The sequence below is a fragment of the Microbacterium sp. Leaf320 genome (assembly GCF_001423485.1).
Taxonomy (GTDB): Bacteria; Actinomycetota; Actinomycetes; order Actinomycetales; family Microbacteriaceae; genus Microbacterium.
Genome location: NZ_LMOD01000002.1, coordinates 804,142 through 818,395, shown reverse-complemented (window position 1 = coordinate 818,395; position 14,254 = coordinate 804,142). Strand labels below are relative to the sequence as shown.

Sequence of the window (14,254 nt, the reverse complement as noted above, 5' to 3'; positions counted from 1 at the left end):
GCAGGCGCGCGCCCCTCAGCGAACCTGCGCCGTGCTCTCGCGCACCGTCAGCACGGGCACCGAGCCGCTGCGGTCGGGCAGCGGCTCCGGAGCGGCGATCTGCTCGATCAGGAACTTCGCTGCATCCGCTCCGAGTCCGAACGTGTCTCTCGTCATGGCCGTGATCGACGGATGCACGAGTGCGGCCACCGTCGAATCGTCGAACGACGCGATCGACAGATCGGCGGGCACGGCCATGCGACGCTCCTGCGCGGCGCGAAGGCCCGCGATCGCCATCACATCGCTGTCGAAGACGACAGCACTCGGCGACGCGTCATGCGCGAGCAGCCGACCGAGCGCGGCGGACGCCGCGGCCGGTGACGAGTCGGTCGGGATCACCGACCCCGAGACTCCCTGAGCAGCGAGCCCCGACAGCGCCTCGGAGCGCAGCCTGGTGTGCTGGAACTCCGCGGGACCCGAGACGTACCCGATGCGTCGATGGCCGAGGCCGACCAGGTGCTCGAACAGCGCGTGCGCGACCCGTCGGTCGTCGACCTGCAGAGTCGCAGGGTGACCGGGCTCGGAACGGACGCTGCCGATCACGACGGCGGGGAGGCCCAGATCGCGCAGCACCGGCATCCGCGGATCATCGTCGCGAGGGTCGATCACGACCACCCCGTCGACCTGGTGCGAGCTGCGCCAGCGCCGATACGTCGCGATCTCATCGTCCATCGACGGCACGAGCACCGTCTGCATCGCGAGACGATGCGGCGCGAGTGCCGACTGCACGCCGGCCATGAGATCGGTGAAGAAGGCTTCGGCGCCCAGCGTGCGGGCGGGCCGGTTCACCGCGAATCCGATGACCCCGGCACGCGCACCCGCCAGCGCCCGAGCCGTGGAGCTCGGCAGCCAGTCGTGCTGCGCGGCGACCTCGAGGATGCGGGCGCGCGTCTCGGCGCTCACCCCCGGGCGACCGTTCAGAGCGAACGAGACCGCCCCGGGCGAGACCCCGGCGAGGCGCGCGATGTCGTTGATCGTCACGCGTCTCGCCGGGCTCATCCCCTCACTGTAATGATCCGCAGGCCCGAAGCCCGCAGCCCCCTCGCTCAGACCGACACGTCTCCGACCAGGTTGACCTTGATGCCCATGCCGGCGAACATCGCCGCCTTCGCGATGAGGGCCTTGTCGGCCGTCTCGGCATTCGGCGCATAGACGAGCTGCGCGTGGTTGGCCTTGTGACGGGCCATGAACTGATCGCGCGAGACACCGTGCAGCACCACGTGGGCGATCGGCCACTCGGGGTTCGTCGCGTCCTTGCGCCGCTGCGTCTCCTCCGCGGGCAGCTCGACGACGGATGCCCGGAAGATGTCGGCCTGCAGGATGCCGTCGGCGATGAAGACGCGCGAGAGCACGATCTCTCCCGGCTTCGAGACGCCGTTGATCGTGGCGCCGCCCGCGGGGAAGAAGACATGGCCCTGACGCCATCCCTCGGCGTTCTGCCACCCGCCGAGGTGCGACGCAGGCACCGAGCCCGAGATCTCGTAGACCCAGACGAACCGGCCGTCGAAGTCCTCGCCCCAGCGCACGTCATGCAGCGTGTTGTCGGGCACGAGTCCCATCGCGCGCCACACCCGGTCGGTCACGAGCGCGTCGACCGCGACGCCCTCGTCTGCCTCGTTGAAGTGCGGGAAGGCGCGTCCCTCGTGCAACACACGCGAGCCGTCACGCGAGGTGACAGGCGGGCGCTCGGTCGAGTTCAGGATGCCTTCGGCGAGGTCGGAGGCCGGCACGAGGTCCTTCAGACCCTGCTGGTACTGGATGCCGACCGCATCGAGCCCGAAGTCGTCGGCGATGCGGAGGGCGGCGATGTACATCTTCAGCTGCCACTGCACCTGCTCGCGAGTCAGCTCGGTCTCGGCATCCTCGCCATAGCGGAACGTCATGCCCGCATCCGTGAGCCACGTGTAGGCGGAATCCGCCTCGTCATCGGTGACGTTCAGCATCTCTGCGTAGAGCGCCGACTGCGAGAGACGCTCCTTGTAGATGCCCGTGCGGTTCAGCAGCTCGTCGTCGAAGATCGCGTTGTACATGCCCATGCAGCCCTCGTCGAAGACGCCGATGATGGCCTTCTCGGCGAGCAGCTCTGCGGCGAGCGCCTCTCCCAGCGCCTTCTCGGGGCTGTCGGGCAGCTCGGGCAGCGGACGCACGTGGGACGCGTCGTGCGTGATCGATCCGGTCTCGGTCCACTCCTTGATGCCGCTCTTGAACCACTCGTCGGTGAAGTCGACCGACCAGATCGTGGCGTACGGCTTGTCCATCTTGGTGAGGCCGGCGTTCAGGCCGAGCAGTCCGACGAGGCCGGGCCAGTCGCCGGCGAAGTTCGCGACCGTGAGGATCGGGCCCTCGTGCGTGCGCAGCCCCGCGAGCACGTGGTGCGAGTACTGCCACACGGCCTCGGCGACGATGAGCGGAGCGTCCGTGGGGATGTTGGTGAAGACCTCGAGCCCCATGCGCTGACTCGAGATGAAGCCGTGCCCGGTTGCGGGGTCGACGTCGTTGGCGCGGATGACGGTCCAACCGAGTTCCGCGAAGACGCCGGTGACACCCGCCTCGAGCTCCACCTGCACGGGCCAGCCGCCGGTGTTCGCCGCTTCGCGCAGATCGCCCGAGGCGATCAGATACGCGGTCTTGGGCGCGGATGCCGGTCGGGATACCGGTGTAGGCAGGGTGTAGGTCATGACTCGCGTCCTCCTTGATGCACGTGTTCTGCCACTGTACGCGAAATCGATTTCATGGCACAAGGCAGGCCCGGTCATGATCGCTTCTGCACCGGTCGGCGTACACGCGAGTTGTGCCCGATGCGTGGGCACTCCGGCATACAGCACCGACCGGCAGTGACATCCTGATCCCCTCGACGAACAATGGGGTATGGAATTGAGCGATCCGCAGGCCTGGACGATGATCGGCATCTTCGCCTCCGCGATGCTCGGAGGCATGACCCTGATGACCACGCAGTTCAATCGCGTGCTGCGCGCCGAGATCGGCGGGCTGCGCGGCGAGTTCGGCGGCCTGAGCGGCGAGTTCGGAGGGCTGCGCGGCGAGTTCAGTGGCCTACGCAGCGAGGTTCACGCCGAGATCGGAGGCCTGCGCGGCGAGTTCAGTGGCCTACGCAGCGAGGTTCACGCCGAGATCGGAGGGCTGCGCGGCGAGTTCAGTGGCCTACGCAGCGAGGTTCACGCCGAGATCGGAGGGCTGCGAGCGGAGATGCGCGCCGGCTTCGAGGTCGTGAATGTGCGGCTCGACTCCCTCGACACCCGGCTCACGCGGGTCGAAGGCAAGGTCGACGACCTCGACACCGAGCTCACGAACATCGCGACCCGCTTCTGGCGGTCGCAGTAGCGCCCCGGCCGGACCGGCGGTCCGTCAGACCCTGACGACGCTCGCCGGCTGTATCTCGTTCCTCAGCACCACCGTGCGCGAGGGCTGGTCGTCGCCGCCGATGCGTTCCAGCAGCATCCGTGCCGCAGTGACTCCCATGTGACGAGCGGGCAGCCGCACGACGGTCACGGCCGTAGGCGACAGAGTGGTGAAGGGCAGCGAGCCGATCACGGCGACACCGACCTGCGGCGGGGTGAGCCCGTGCTCCGTCAGCACCTGGATCGCACCGACGCCGATGAGGTTGTTCCCGGCCACGACGGCATCCGGCGGCTCGGGGAGGGCAAGAAGCTCCTCCATCGCCGTGCGTCCGCCATCGACGCGGAACGTCGCGAAGCGCTCGAGCTCGTCGAGGTCGAGATCCGGATGCGCCACGCTCAGCGCCGCCCGCCATCCGGCAGCCCTCTCGGCAGCCGTGTCGATGTGCTCCGGCCCGCCGATGTAGGCGATGCGCCGGTATCCGGCGTCGAGCAGATCCTTCGCAGCCGAAGCGCCCGCGGCCCTGTTCGCCATGACGACACCGTCGATGTCGTAGGTGGTGCTGCGGTCGACCGCCACGACCGGCCGACCGGTCGCGAGGACGCCGTCGAGATCGGAGTGCTCGTCAGCCGTCGCGATGATGATGCCGGACATGTGCTCGGCGATCGCGATCCGCAGGTACGTCGCCTCCTTCTCGACCTGCGCGTCGGAGTTGCACAGCACGACGGAATACCCGGCTTCAGAGGCGACGTCCTCGACCCCACGGGCCATCTCGGTGAAATATGGGTTCTCGATGTCCGGGATGACGAGAGCGATGACCTCGGAACTCTGCCGACGCAGGGTGCGGGCCGTGCGGTTGGGCGTGAAGCTCAGCTCTTCGGCGGCACGGCGCACCGCCGCGACCTTCTCGTCGGAGACACTGGTGCCGTTGAACACCCGGGAGACGGTGGCCGGCGAGACCTGCGCGAGTCGAGCGACATCGTAGATCGTGGCCATCGGCACACTGTAACCGGTTTCAGGCCCAGCGGCGAGAGAGACGCCCCCCCTCGCCCGCCCCCGCGCCCTCACCCTCGCCTGCGCCCGCGCCCGCCCGCGACTCAGCTCGCGAGCATCCGATCCCGCACCTGACGACGCAGCACCTTGCCGATGAGCGAGCGCGGAAGATCGTCCGTCGCGACGATGCGCTTGGGAACCTTGTAGGGCGTGAGCCTCGTGCGGCAGAAGTCGCGCAGGGCGCCGGCGTCGAGCGTCGCGCCCTCGCGGAGCACCACGGCTGCTGCGACCTCTTCGCCGCCGCTCGAGCGCGGAAGACCGACAACGGCGGCTGCGACCACGTCGGGGTGCGCCTGGAGCGCATCCTCCACCTCGCTGGGCGACACGTTGAACCCGCCGGTGATGATGAGCTCCTTCAGGCGATCGACGATCGTCACGAACCCGTCCGCCGACACCTCCGCGATGTCGCCCGTGCGCAGCCACCCGTCGGCGAGCAGCACGTCGGCGGTCTCGCCCGGTCGGCGCCAGTATCCCTGGAACACCTGCGGGCCGCGGACGAGCAGCTCGCCCCGCTCGCCCACCGGCACGTCGATGTCGGTGTCCGCCGGATCCACCACTCGGATCTCCGTGCTCGGGAACGGCACGCCTACGGTTCCGGGGCGGCGACTGCGCCCCATCGGGTTGCCGAGAGCGACGGGCGAGCTCTCGGTCATGCCGTAGCCCTCGACGAGGAGACCACCGGTCGCCTCCTCCCAGCGCTGCACCGTGGCCACCGGCAGACTCATCGCGCCGGAGATCGCGAAACGCACGGTCGAGAGATCGATCGTGCCCCGGGAGGCCGCCCGCGCCAGCTGGTCGTAGATCGGCGGCACGGCGGGGAGGAAGGTCGCAGGACTCGTGCGCGCCGCCTTCGTGACGAGGCCGAGGTCGAACGTCGGGAACAGCACCAGCTTCGCGCCGATGCTCATCGCGAAGGTCAGACAGAGCGTCATGCCGTAGGCGTGGAACAGCGGCAGCACCCCGTAGAACGTCTCCTCCCCGGCGACGAGCCCCGGCACCCACGCCCGACCCTGCATCGCGTTGGCGCGCAGGTTCGCGTGCGTGAGGATCGCCCCCTTCGGGACGCCCGTCGTCCCGCTCGTGTACTGCAGCAGCGCGGTGTCGTCGAGCGTCGGGGCGTCCACGCGGCGGGAGAGGGCGCGGTGGTCGACCAGCTTCTTCCAGGGCAGCGCTCTGCGCGCCTTCGGGGTGCTGGTCAGCTTGGCCCGAGATGCCCGCGCCTTGGGGATGGGCAGCCGAAGCAGGAACCGCTGCGAGGCGGGCATGGCCTCCGTCAGGTCGACGCTCACGATGTGCTCGACCCGCAGATCGGAGGGGAAATCCGCGATCGTGTCGACAGTCTTGTCCCAGACGATCGCGACCTTGGCGCCGTGATCCTCGAACTGGTGCCGCAGCTCCCTGGCCGTGTAGAGCGGGTTGTGCTCCACGACGATCGCGCCGAGGCGGAGCGCCGCGTAGAAGGCCACGACGTGCTGGGGGCAGTTGGGCAGCACGAGCGCCACCCGGTCACCCTTGTGCACCCCGAGACGTCGCAGCCCTTCGGCGGCGCGCAGGATCTGGTCGCCGAGCTCACGGTAGGTCGTGACTGCGCCGAAGAACTCGAGAGCAGGTCGACGCCCGAACGTCCGGACGCTCGCCGACATCATCTCGGTCAGCGTCTGGGACGGAGTCTCGATGTCCGCGGGGACACCCTCCGCATAGGAGTCGAGCCACGGCCGGGAGTCGTACGGGTTGACGGACATGGTCCCATCCTCCCCCGTGTCGGCTATGAGAACGACCGGCAGGGAGAAGGCGGCCTGACCGAAGCCACGCTGCCCACCCCTCCCCGGTCTCTCCGGCCGCTCTCCTAGCGGTGCGCGGCCACCACCTGCGCGATGGCCTGGCGCTCGGCATCCGTCGGCTCCGCGATCGCCATGCGGCAGTGCGTGTCGACGACGTCGAGCACCCGGTACGCCTCTTTCATGCGCGCCATGTCTCCTCCGATGAGCGACACGACGTCGTCGACCGCGGCCTGAGCTGCGGCGATCGCCTGCGCATCACCGGATCGTCCCGCGTCGGCCAGAACACGGAACGGCTTGGGGGTGACAGACGAGACCCCCGAGACGACCCCCTGCGCGCCCACCTGCACGGCCGCGATCAGGTCGCGGTCGGCACCGGTGTAGAGGTCGAAGTCGGCCGGCACGGCAGCGCGGTACGCGGCGATCTCGTCGAGCGACAGCTCGCTGACCTTGGCGCCGACGACGTTGGGCAGCTCGGCGAGGCGGGCGAGCAGCTCGACCGAGACCGGGTTGCCGCTGCGCGCCGGGTAGATGTAGACGTACAGCCGGCCATCGCCGATCGCGTCGGACAGCGCGGCGAAGTACTCGAAGATCGATTGGTCGGTCGCCTTCAGGTAGTACGGGGTGAGGGCGGCGAACTCGGTCGCGCCCAGGCCCTTCGCGATCTCGACCAGGCGCAGCGCTTCGAAGGTGCTGGGCTGACCGACGTGCACCACGACGCGCATGCGGTCCTTCAGCTCGGCGAGCGCGGCCTCGACGATCGCCGCGAACTCGGTCGCGTCGACGGCGGGGAACTCGCCCGTGGTGCCGAGCACGAACGCGCCCTCGTTGCCCGACTCGGCGACGAAGCGGAAGATCGCGCGCGACCCCTCGAGATCGAGTGCGCCGTCGCTGTGGAAGGCGGTGGGCACGGCGGTGAGGATGTCGTAGCGGGTCACTTCTCGTTCTCCTTGGAGTTCTTGCGGGTCTTGCGCGGGCGCCGGGTGGGGGCCTGGACGTTGCGGACGGTCGAGGTGAGCAGGTCGGGGTCGGCGGCGAGCTCGCCGTGCGCCTTCTCGATCTGCTCGCGACTCTCGGCCTGGAGGATCGAGTCCTCGAGCGAGGCGCGCTCCGCACGCGGGGTGCGGGCGGCGCGGATGGCCGGCATGACGATCGACAGCACGGCGAGCGCGAGCAGCACGATCGCGATCGGGCTGACGACCTCGAAGAACGGACGCGTCGGCAGGATCGCCAGGGTGCGAGCGAGGTTCTCCTCGGCGAGCGGGCCGAGCAGCAGGCCGAGCACGATGGGGCCCGCCGGCACCTGCATCCGCTTCAGCAGCACACCGATCACGCCGAAGACGAGCATCGTGACGACGGTCGACGGGCTGTTCGATGTGGCGTACGTGCCGATGATGCAGAAGATCAGGATGCCGCTCCAGAGGTACGGCTGCGGCACGTCGAGCAGCTTCACCATGCCCTTCATGCGCACGAGACTCAGCGCCAGCGACAGCAGGGTCGCGACGAGCATGATGCCGACGATCGAGACGACGAGGTCGGGGCGGTTCGTGAACAGCGTGGGTCCGGGGGTGATGCCCCAGATGATCATCGAGCCGATCATCACGGCCATCACCGAGTCACCCGGGATGCCGAGCGCCATCGTGGTCGTGAGCGAGCCGCCGAGCGTCGCGCTGGACGCCGTGTCGGAGGCGGCGACGCCTTCGATCGATCCCTTGCCGAACATCTCCGGGTGCTTCGACGCCTTGCGCGCTCGCTCCCATCCGATGAGGCCGGCGATGTCGCCGCCGGCCGCCGGGATGAGCCCGACCCCGAGGCCGACCGCGCCGCCGACGGCGGTCGCGCGACCGCTCTGCTTCAGCTCCGAGCGGTTCGGCCACCAGCGCCCGAGGCTCGAGATGGGGCGCACGTTCGACTTCCGATACGTGAGCAGCTGGTCGAAGAGCTCGGCGATGCCGAAGAGGCCGATGATCACGGCGATGAAGTTCACGCCCTCGACGAGTTCGAGCACCCCGAACGTGAAGCGCTGGTCTGCGGTGGCGGCGTATGTTCCGACGGTTCCGAGCATGAGACCGAAGAGACCGGCGAGGATGCCCTTGAGCATCGACTTCGACGAGATGCCGATCATGATCGAGATGCCGAAGATCACCAGCGCGAAGAGCTCGGGCGACTTGAAGTAGTCACGGGCGAAGCTGGCGATCGGCACAGCGGCGACCGCGAACAGCACGAGCGAGGCGAGGATGCCGACGGCCGACACGATCGCCGAGATCGTCAGCGCGAGACCTGCCCGCCCCTGTTTCGCCATCGGATAGCCGTCGAGAGTCGTCGCGATCGAGGCGGGTGTGCCCGGGGTGTTGATGAGGATCGACGGCACCCGGTCGCCGAAGTTCGCCGCGACGTAGATCGTCAGCAGCACGGCGAGGCCCTGCACGGGCTCGAGGGTGAGCGTGAAACCTGCGGCGAGCGCGACCGCCATGGTCGCAGTGATGCCGGGGAAGGCTCCGACCATGAAGCCGAGCAGGAGCCCGACGAGCATGTAGAGCAGGATCGAGATGTCGAGGAGCGAGTTCAGCCCCTCCATGAGCGCGTTCACAGGGGAATCCTCAGGAGCATGCCGAACACGACGTAGACGAACGCCGTGACGGAGACCGAGTAGATGATCAGGCTCAACCAGCGGCGGTGGCCGTAGAGGAGCATGAGGGTCGCCATCAGCAGTGCGGCGGCGACCGGGAAGACCTCGATGCGGTAGCCGAACAGGATGACGGATCCCAGCGACCACACCGCGATGAAGGCGCCGGTGATCACGAGGGTGAGGATGACGCGGGTCGTACCGCCGGGCTGGATGCGGTCGAGGTCCTCGCGGCCGGGAGCCGGACGCGTGATCGCCATCGCCAGGACGGCGAGGGAGATGACGACGGCCGTGACGGCGATGACCATGGGCCAGAAGCGTGCGTCGATCTGGCCGGGGAGCGCCTCGCGGCGCAACGGGATCTGCGTGGTGAGGAACAGGTAGCCCGCGCTGAAGGCCAGGGAGACGACCCCGAAGACGATCTCGAGCGGTCTGGACGCGGGCGCACCCTGGTGTTCGTCCTGCTCGACCCGCTCGGCGTGTTCGACGGCGGGGGTGGAATCGGCGTGGGACATGGTTCTCCTTCGCTGGTCTGACATGCGGCGGGGATGACGCGGGGCCGGTGATGAGACCGGCCCCGCGCTTCCGGGCCGGTCAGCCCAGGAGGTCCTTGAACAGGTCGAACTGCTCGTTCACGAAGGTCGTCCACTCGGCCGAGTCGCGGTACACCACGAGGTTGCCGGCATCCTTCTGGAACTGCTGGTAGGTGTCGGACTCGACAGCCTCCTTGACGGCGGCCTCGAGCTCGCCCTTCACGTCGTCCGGCAGGCCCTTCGGGGCGTAGATGCCGCCCCACCCACCGAAGACGACGTCTTCGCCGATCGCCTCGTCGACAGTGGGGACGTCTTCGGCATCGGGGTGGCGCTCGTCGTTCATGACGCCGAGGATGCGCACGGCCTCGCCCTGCGCGAGGGCTTCGCCGAGTCCCGACACTGCGGCGACGGTTTCGCCGGAGGCTGCGGCCGCGACCGCCGTGGCTCCGCCGTCATAGGGCACCGGGGTGAAGGTGGCACCGGTGGCGTCGCCGAGGCCGATCGTCGCAGCCTCCCAGATCGAGCCCGCTCCGGAGTTGGCGACGGTCACCGCACCGGATTCAGCCTGGGCGACCAGGTCTTCCAGGGTCTCGATGCCGCTGTTGGCGCCCACCGTGACGACACCGGGGGCGAGCATGATCTGACCCAGCAGGTCGAAGTCCTCGGGCAGCACGTTCGCGCTCTGCGTGGTGTTGAGCATCGCGATCTCGACGGGAGCGAAGCCGATGACGTAGCCGTCCGGATCCTGCGCACCGACGTACTCCATCGCGAGGGCGCCTGCGGCGCCCGGCATGTTCTCGGGGATGACGCTGACACCGAGGATTCCTTCGAGCTCGGTCGCGAGCGCACGCGACGACAGGTCGGATCCGCCGCCGGGGTTCGCCTGGATGATCAGGCGGATGTCGTTCTCGGGAAAGGCGGATTCCGCGTCTTCACCCTCTTCGACCTTCGTGCAGGCCGACAGGACGAGAGCGGTGGCGGCGACGGCCGCGAGTGCGGCGGCGCGGGTGATGCGCGTGCGGGGCATCTTTGCTCCTCTACGTGGGTCGACCTTGTTGTCGACACCCCGACCGTAGCAGTGTTGACTGTTAACAGTCAACACTGAAGTGACGAGTGCGACTCTGTCGACCTCGGCCATGGCCGGCGGCGGGCGATCAGGCCCGGCTGTGCACTATCAGGCCTGGCGTGCGCGATCAGGCCCGGCTGTGCGCGATCAGGCCTGGCTGTGCGCGATCAGGCCTGGCTGTGCGCGATCAGGCCCGGCTGTGCGCGATCAGTTCTGGCGGTCGGCGAGCTCGCTCAGCATCCGATCGCGGGCACCGTCGAGATGGGCGGTCAGCACCGCGGCCGCCTCCTCCGGGGTGCCGGAGCGCATCACATCCATCAGCTTCAGGTGATCCTCCGACGACTCGTGGAGGTCGTCGTCGTGGTTGATCGTGACTTCGAGGAGCGAGGCGAAGGTCGGCAGGTACTGGCTCCAGGCACCCTGCAGTCGCGGGTGGTCGGCCAGCGCGTAGATCTCGGAGTGGAACTCGAGGTCGGCGGCGACGAAGGCCGCGTGGTCGCCGCTGTCGGCCGCGGCTCCCATGCGCCCGACGGCGGCGGCCATCGCCGCCCAGCGCGCGTCGTCATCGACCCTCATGGCCCGGGAGAGCGCCAGCTGCTCGAGCGCACCGCGCAGGCTGTACAGCTGATCGACGTCGTCCTGCGAGAGTCCGGTGATGTACACGCCGCGCGGGCGCTGCACCTCGACGAGCTTCTCGAAGCTGAGCTGGGTGAGAGCGTCGCGGATCGGCCCTCTGCTCACCGAGAACTCCTCGGCGAGCGCCTCTTCTGTGATGCGCGCACCGCGCGCCAACTCCCCACGGACGATGCGCTGGCGCAGCACCTGCGCCACCTGCGCGCCGAGGGACTCCCCACGCTTGACGGTCTCTGTCACGGTGACCTCCTGTTAACTGTTGACAGGATACACACGGGCGAGACAGCAGAGGGAGCGCCTCGACGGCGCTCCCTCCCTCGACTCCCGCCGAGCACGACCCCGCGGTCAGCTGAGCCTGGCCGGCACGCGACCGCGCAGGAACGCGCCGTCGAGTGAGAAGCGCCCGGCGCCGGTGAACGCCAGCGCGAGTGCGGCGACGCCGAGCACGGCGACGAACTCATAGCCGCCCTCACCGACCCAGAGTCCGGCGGGAAGGTGCACGGCGAAGAGGGCGACGATCATGTCGACCGCGAGCAGGATCCCGACAGGCCGCGTGAAGAGGCCGAGCGCCAGCAGGATTCCGCCGATCAGCTCGATGAACGCGACGACGGGTGCGGCGATCTCAGGCAGGGGCACCCCCATGCCGGCGAAGCTGCCGATGGTTCCCGGAATCGTGTATTCGAAGATCTTCTGCGCTCCGTGAGCGGCGAAGACGGCGCCGACGACCACGCGGAGGACGAGGAGTCCGAGCGAAGTGGCGGCAGAGGGGGCGGTGGTGTTCGTCATGAGGAGGTGTTCCTTCGTGGCAGGACACCGCGCGCCAGGCGCGGAGCAGGGTCGATCCCTGCTCTCACGCTAGGAAGAGCACTTTTCCATCTCCTGAACGCGGGTCGTCGCAGCCCTCGCCCCCGCGGGCTTCCGTAGACTCGCCGGATGGCGCGATTCGCGTCGGGGAGGACGATGGGCGCAGCCGGGAAGGGGCAGGGGCGAAGGTGAGGGCACGATCGCTCTTCGGCGTGCTGCGCCTGGCCACAGCCACCGTCTGCACGGTCGCACTCGTGCATCGGCTCTTCTGGGGGCTGAGCTCGCGGACCATCGCCGGTGAGAACTTCTTCGCCTACCTCACCGTGCAGTCCAACTGCGCACTCGTCGTGGTGCTGCTGATCGGGGCGGTGCTGGCCTTCATCCGCGCGACCGATCCGCGGTGGTTCACGGTGTCGCTGGCGCTCGTGCTCACCTGGACGATCACCGCCGGTCTGGCCTTCGCTCTGATCGTCTGGCAGGCGGGTCTGCGCGGCATCCGGGTCGACGTGCCGTGGTCGGATCAGGTGCTGCATTTCTGGCTGCCCGCGTGCACGGCGATCGCCTGGGTGCTCACGCCTGGGCATCGTGGAGTGCCGTGGTGGGTGGTGCCGACCGCGCTCGCGTTCCCGCTCGCATGGGGTGGCGTGACACTGTGGCGCGGCCCCTCGGTGGGCTGGTATCCGTACTACTTCCTCGACCCGCGGCAGGTGTCGGGCCCCCCGGAGTTCCTGATCACCAGCGGCATCGCGCTCGCGATCTTCGCCCTGGTCGCCGCCGTGATCGTGCTCGTCAGCAGGATGCAGCGGCGAGGGCACGATCGCCCCGAGGTCTGAGGACTGAGCCGGGGCGTGAGGACTGAGGACTGAGCCGGGGCCCTCCGGCGTGCCGGGATGCCGGTCAGGCAGGCGCCGCCGTCAGGAACGGCGCGAGCGAGGCGATGGCCGACTCGAGCGCCTGCTGATCGTCGAGCTCGGCGAAGTCCGCCGCCGCGTCTCCCCCCACGAGGCCCACCACGACGTTCTCGCCGGTCACCGGGGCGAGGTTGATCCAGGTGCGGATCAGGGCGTCACCGCCGACGACATGCCAGATCGACGGGTCGACGGCGGCATCCGTCTCGGCATCCGTCTCGCCTTCCGCCGGCGGAGCCGCCGCAGTGAGCGGATCGTCGAAACGCAGCCACACGGTCTCGATCCGCCCCATGCCGAGGTCGTCGATCGCGCCACGGTGGCCGAACGGCAGCGCGGGGGCGAACTGCAGTCCCTCGCTCTTGAGCACGCCGAGCGGCACCGTGATGAGCACCCGGTCGAACGACAGCGACTCGCCCGAGGCGATGCCGAGACTGACCCCGGCCTCGTCGTACGCGACCCGACCGACCGGCGACGACAGACTCAGCTTGGCACCCTCGAGCAGGCCCTCGATCACGGGAGTGAGGTCTCCGAGAGGTGCGCTGTACTCGTCGGCGGGGAGGATCGGCGGGAACCAGGTCGACGCCTCGTCGGCGTCGGCCCCTGACGACGCCACGATCGAGGCGAGCAGGGCCGCGAGCCCGGGTTCGGTCGGATCGGCGCCGGCCGCGGTGAGCGCATCCTCGAGCGAAGTGTCGGTCAGCCCCTGCTGGGCCGTGGCGATGGCGGCCTGCACGGGCTCGGCGGACACCGCGCCGACGTCGCCCTCGCTCGAGCGCCACAGCGACCCGGCGATCGGCGCGGTGCGGATGTCGAGAGCGTTCAGAGAATCGAGCAGGGCATTGTCGGAGGCGCCGAAGAGCCAGCCTCCGAGCTGCGCCGGGAACGGCCACGCCTTGTCGTCGACGACCGAGTGGATGCGGCCTCCGACGCGGTCGCGCGCCTCGAACACCGTGACCTGCAGCCCCTCGGCGACGAGCCTCGAGGCGGCGGTCGCGCCCGCGAGCCCCGCACCGATGACCGCGACGCGTTCACCGGCGTCGGCGGCGCGCAGAAGCTGCTCGGCGGCCCGTTCACCCGAGCGGAGAGCAGCGGCCATCGTGCCGGGACCCTCGGAGTCGGTCGCCTCGCCCGACAGGAACAGGCGGTCATCGATCGGCTCGGCCAGCGCGTCGCGGGCGGTCGCCTGGGTGCCCACCGGCGTGAAGCTCGCAGCTCCGAGCGCGAAGGGGTCGGTCGACCACGAGCTGCGGGCGAACGCCGCCGGGGTGACCGCGTCGCTCGTCGGCTTCGGGGTCGGCGAGCGGTCGGGCGTGGGCGACGGCGCCGGCTCGGGCGTGCAGGAGGCCAGCAGGACTCCCAGGACACCGGCTCCGGCGCCGATCAGCAGTGTGCGACGCGTCATCCTCATCGTGTCGCAACGATACCGCGCGCGGATGGATGCACGGGTGCGGCGATCCCTT

At 69.3% G+C, this 14,254-nt stretch carries 13 protein-coding genes; 2 read left to right on the top strand and 11 right to left on the bottom strand.

Going from position 1 to position 14,254, the window contains the following annotated elements; translation table 11 throughout:
* Positions 1 to 15: 15 nt before the first annotated feature.
* Positions 16 to 1,038, bottom strand: coding sequence for a LacI family DNA-binding transcriptional regulator (locus tag ASF63_RS08810; RefSeq protein WP_056512176.1), 1,023 nt, complete (start codon positions 1,036 to 1,038; stop codon positions 16 to 18).
* Positions 1,039 to 1,085: 47 nt separating this feature from the next.
* A complete protein-coding gene (locus ASF63_RS08805; RefSeq protein ID WP_056512174.1) occupies positions 1,086 to 2,717 on the bottom strand; it encodes a fucose isomerase in 1,632 nt (543 codons plus the stop codon).
* A 190-nt stretch (positions 2,718 to 2,907) separates the two neighbouring features.
* Between ASF63_RS08805 and ASF63_RS19330 the strand changes: the two genes are divergently transcribed.
* Positions 2,908 to 3,378 carry a hypothetical protein gene (locus ASF63_RS19330; RefSeq protein WP_056512170.1) on the top strand — a complete coding sequence of 157 codons (471 nt, stop codon included), beginning with the start codon at positions 2,908 to 2,910 and terminating at the stop codon, positions 3,376 to 3,378.
* Between the two features lie 24 nt (positions 3,379 to 3,402).
* On the opposite strand, the gene ASF63_RS08795 is transcribed toward ASF63_RS19330, so the two are convergent.
* The 8 genes from ASF63_RS08795 to ASF63_RS08760 form a co-directional block, all read right to left on the bottom strand.
* Positions 3,403 to 4,389 (bottom strand): LacI family DNA-binding transcriptional regulator, encoded by a 987-nt coding sequence (locus tag ASF63_RS08795; protein ID WP_056512167.1) that lies wholly within the window; start codon positions 4,387 to 4,389, stop codon positions 3,403 to 3,405.
* A gap of 101 nt (positions 4,390 to 4,490) precedes the next feature.
* Positions 4,491 to 6,188 (bottom strand): long-chain-fatty-acid--CoA ligase, encoded by a 1,698-nt coding sequence (locus tag ASF63_RS08790; RefSeq protein WP_056512156.1) that lies wholly within the window; start codon positions 6,186 to 6,188, stop codon positions 4,491 to 4,493.
* 104 nt (positions 6,189 to 6,292) lie between these two features.
* Positions 6,293 to 7,162, bottom strand: a complete 870-nt coding sequence (locus ASF63_RS08785) for a dihydrodipicolinate synthase family protein (protein ID WP_056512153.1) — start codon at positions 7,160 to 7,162, stop codon at positions 6,293 to 6,295.
* Positions 7,159 to 8,814, bottom strand: coding sequence for a tripartite tricarboxylate transporter permease (locus tag ASF63_RS08780; RefSeq protein ID WP_056512146.1), 1,656 nt, complete (start codon positions 8,812 to 8,814; stop codon positions 7,159 to 7,161). The genes ASF63_RS08785 and ASF63_RS08780 overlap by 4 nt, the downstream gene beginning before the upstream one ends.
* Positions 8,811 to 9,365: a tripartite tricarboxylate transporter TctB family protein gene (locus tag ASF63_RS08775; protein WP_056512131.1), complete on the bottom strand. Its 555-nt coding sequence runs from the start codon at positions 9,363 to 9,365 to the stop codon at positions 8,811 to 8,813. The genes ASF63_RS08780 and ASF63_RS08775 overlap by 4 nt, the downstream gene beginning before the upstream one ends.
* 79 nt (positions 9,366 to 9,444) lie before the next feature.
* Positions 9,445 to 10,410 carry a tripartite tricarboxylate transporter substrate binding protein gene (locus ASF63_RS08770; protein WP_056512129.1) on the bottom strand — a complete coding sequence of 322 codons (966 nt, stop codon included), beginning with the start codon at positions 10,408 to 10,410 and terminating at the stop codon, positions 9,445 to 9,447.
* 246 nt (positions 10,411 to 10,656) lie between these two features.
* Positions 10,657 to 11,322: a GntR family transcriptional regulator gene (locus ASF63_RS08765; protein WP_056512126.1), complete on the bottom strand. Its 666-nt coding sequence runs from the start codon at positions 11,320 to 11,322 to the stop codon at positions 10,657 to 10,659.
* A 105-nt stretch (positions 11,323 to 11,427) separates the two neighbouring features.
* A complete protein-coding gene (locus ASF63_RS08760; RefSeq protein ID WP_056512122.1) occupies positions 11,428 to 11,868 on the bottom strand; it encodes a DoxX family protein in 441 nt (146 codons plus the stop codon).
* Positions 11,869 to 12,074: 206 nt separating this feature from the next.
* On the opposite strand from ASF63_RS08760, the gene ASF63_RS08755 reads away from it, so the two are divergent.
* On the top strand, positions 12,075 to 12,719 hold the full coding sequence (locus ASF63_RS08755; RefSeq protein ID WP_056512120.1) for a Pr6Pr family membrane protein: 645 nt from the start codon (positions 12,075 to 12,077) through the stop codon (positions 12,717 to 12,719).
* Positions 12,720 to 12,783: 64 nt separating this feature from the next.
* Here the strand turns inward: ASF63_RS08755 and ASF63_RS08750 are convergent, their stop codons facing one another.
* Positions 12,784 to 14,196 carry a flavin monoamine oxidase family protein gene (locus tag ASF63_RS08750; protein ID WP_235560748.1) on the bottom strand — a complete coding sequence of 471 codons (1,413 nt, stop codon included), beginning with the start codon at positions 14,194 to 14,196 and terminating at the stop codon, positions 12,784 to 12,786.
* Positions 14,197 to 14,254: the final 58 nt, after the last annotated feature.

Excerpts from the sequence above, each read along its gene's own strand:
- ASF63_RS08810 (WP_056512176.1), bottom strand. The coding sequence starts at position 1,038 with ATGAGCCCGGCGAGACGCGTGACGATCAACGACATCGCGCGCCTCGCC.
- ASF63_RS08805 (WP_056512174.1), bottom strand. The coding sequence starts at position 2,717 with ATGACCTACACCCTGCCTACACCGGTATCCCGACCGGCATCCGCGCCC.
- ASF63_RS19330 (WP_056512170.1), top strand. The coding sequence starts at position 2,908 with ATGGAATTGAGCGATCCGCAGGCCTGGACGATGATCGGCATCTTCGCC.
- ASF63_RS08795 (WP_056512167.1), bottom strand. The coding sequence starts at position 4,389 with ATGGCCACGATCTACGATGTCGCTCGACTCGCGCAGGTCTCGCCGGCC.
- ASF63_RS08790 (WP_056512156.1), bottom strand. The coding sequence starts at position 6,188 with ATGTCCGTCAACCCGTACGACTCCCGGCCGTGGCTCGACTCCTATGCG.
- ASF63_RS08775 (WP_056512131.1), bottom strand. The coding sequence starts at position 9,365 with ATGTCCCACGCCGATTCCACCCCCGCCGTCGAACACGCCGAGCGGGTC.
- ASF63_RS08770 (WP_056512129.1), bottom strand. The coding sequence starts at position 10,410 with ATGCCCCGCACGCGCATCACCCGCGCCGCCGCACTCGCGGCCGTCGCC.
- ASF63_RS08760 (WP_056512122.1), bottom strand. The coding sequence starts at position 11,868 with ATGACGAACACCACCGCCCCCTCTGCCGCCACTTCGCTCGGACTCCTC.
- ASF63_RS08750 (WP_235560748.1), bottom strand. The coding sequence starts at position 14,196 with ATGACGCGTCGCACACTGCTGATCGGCGCCGGAGCCGGTGTCCTGGGA.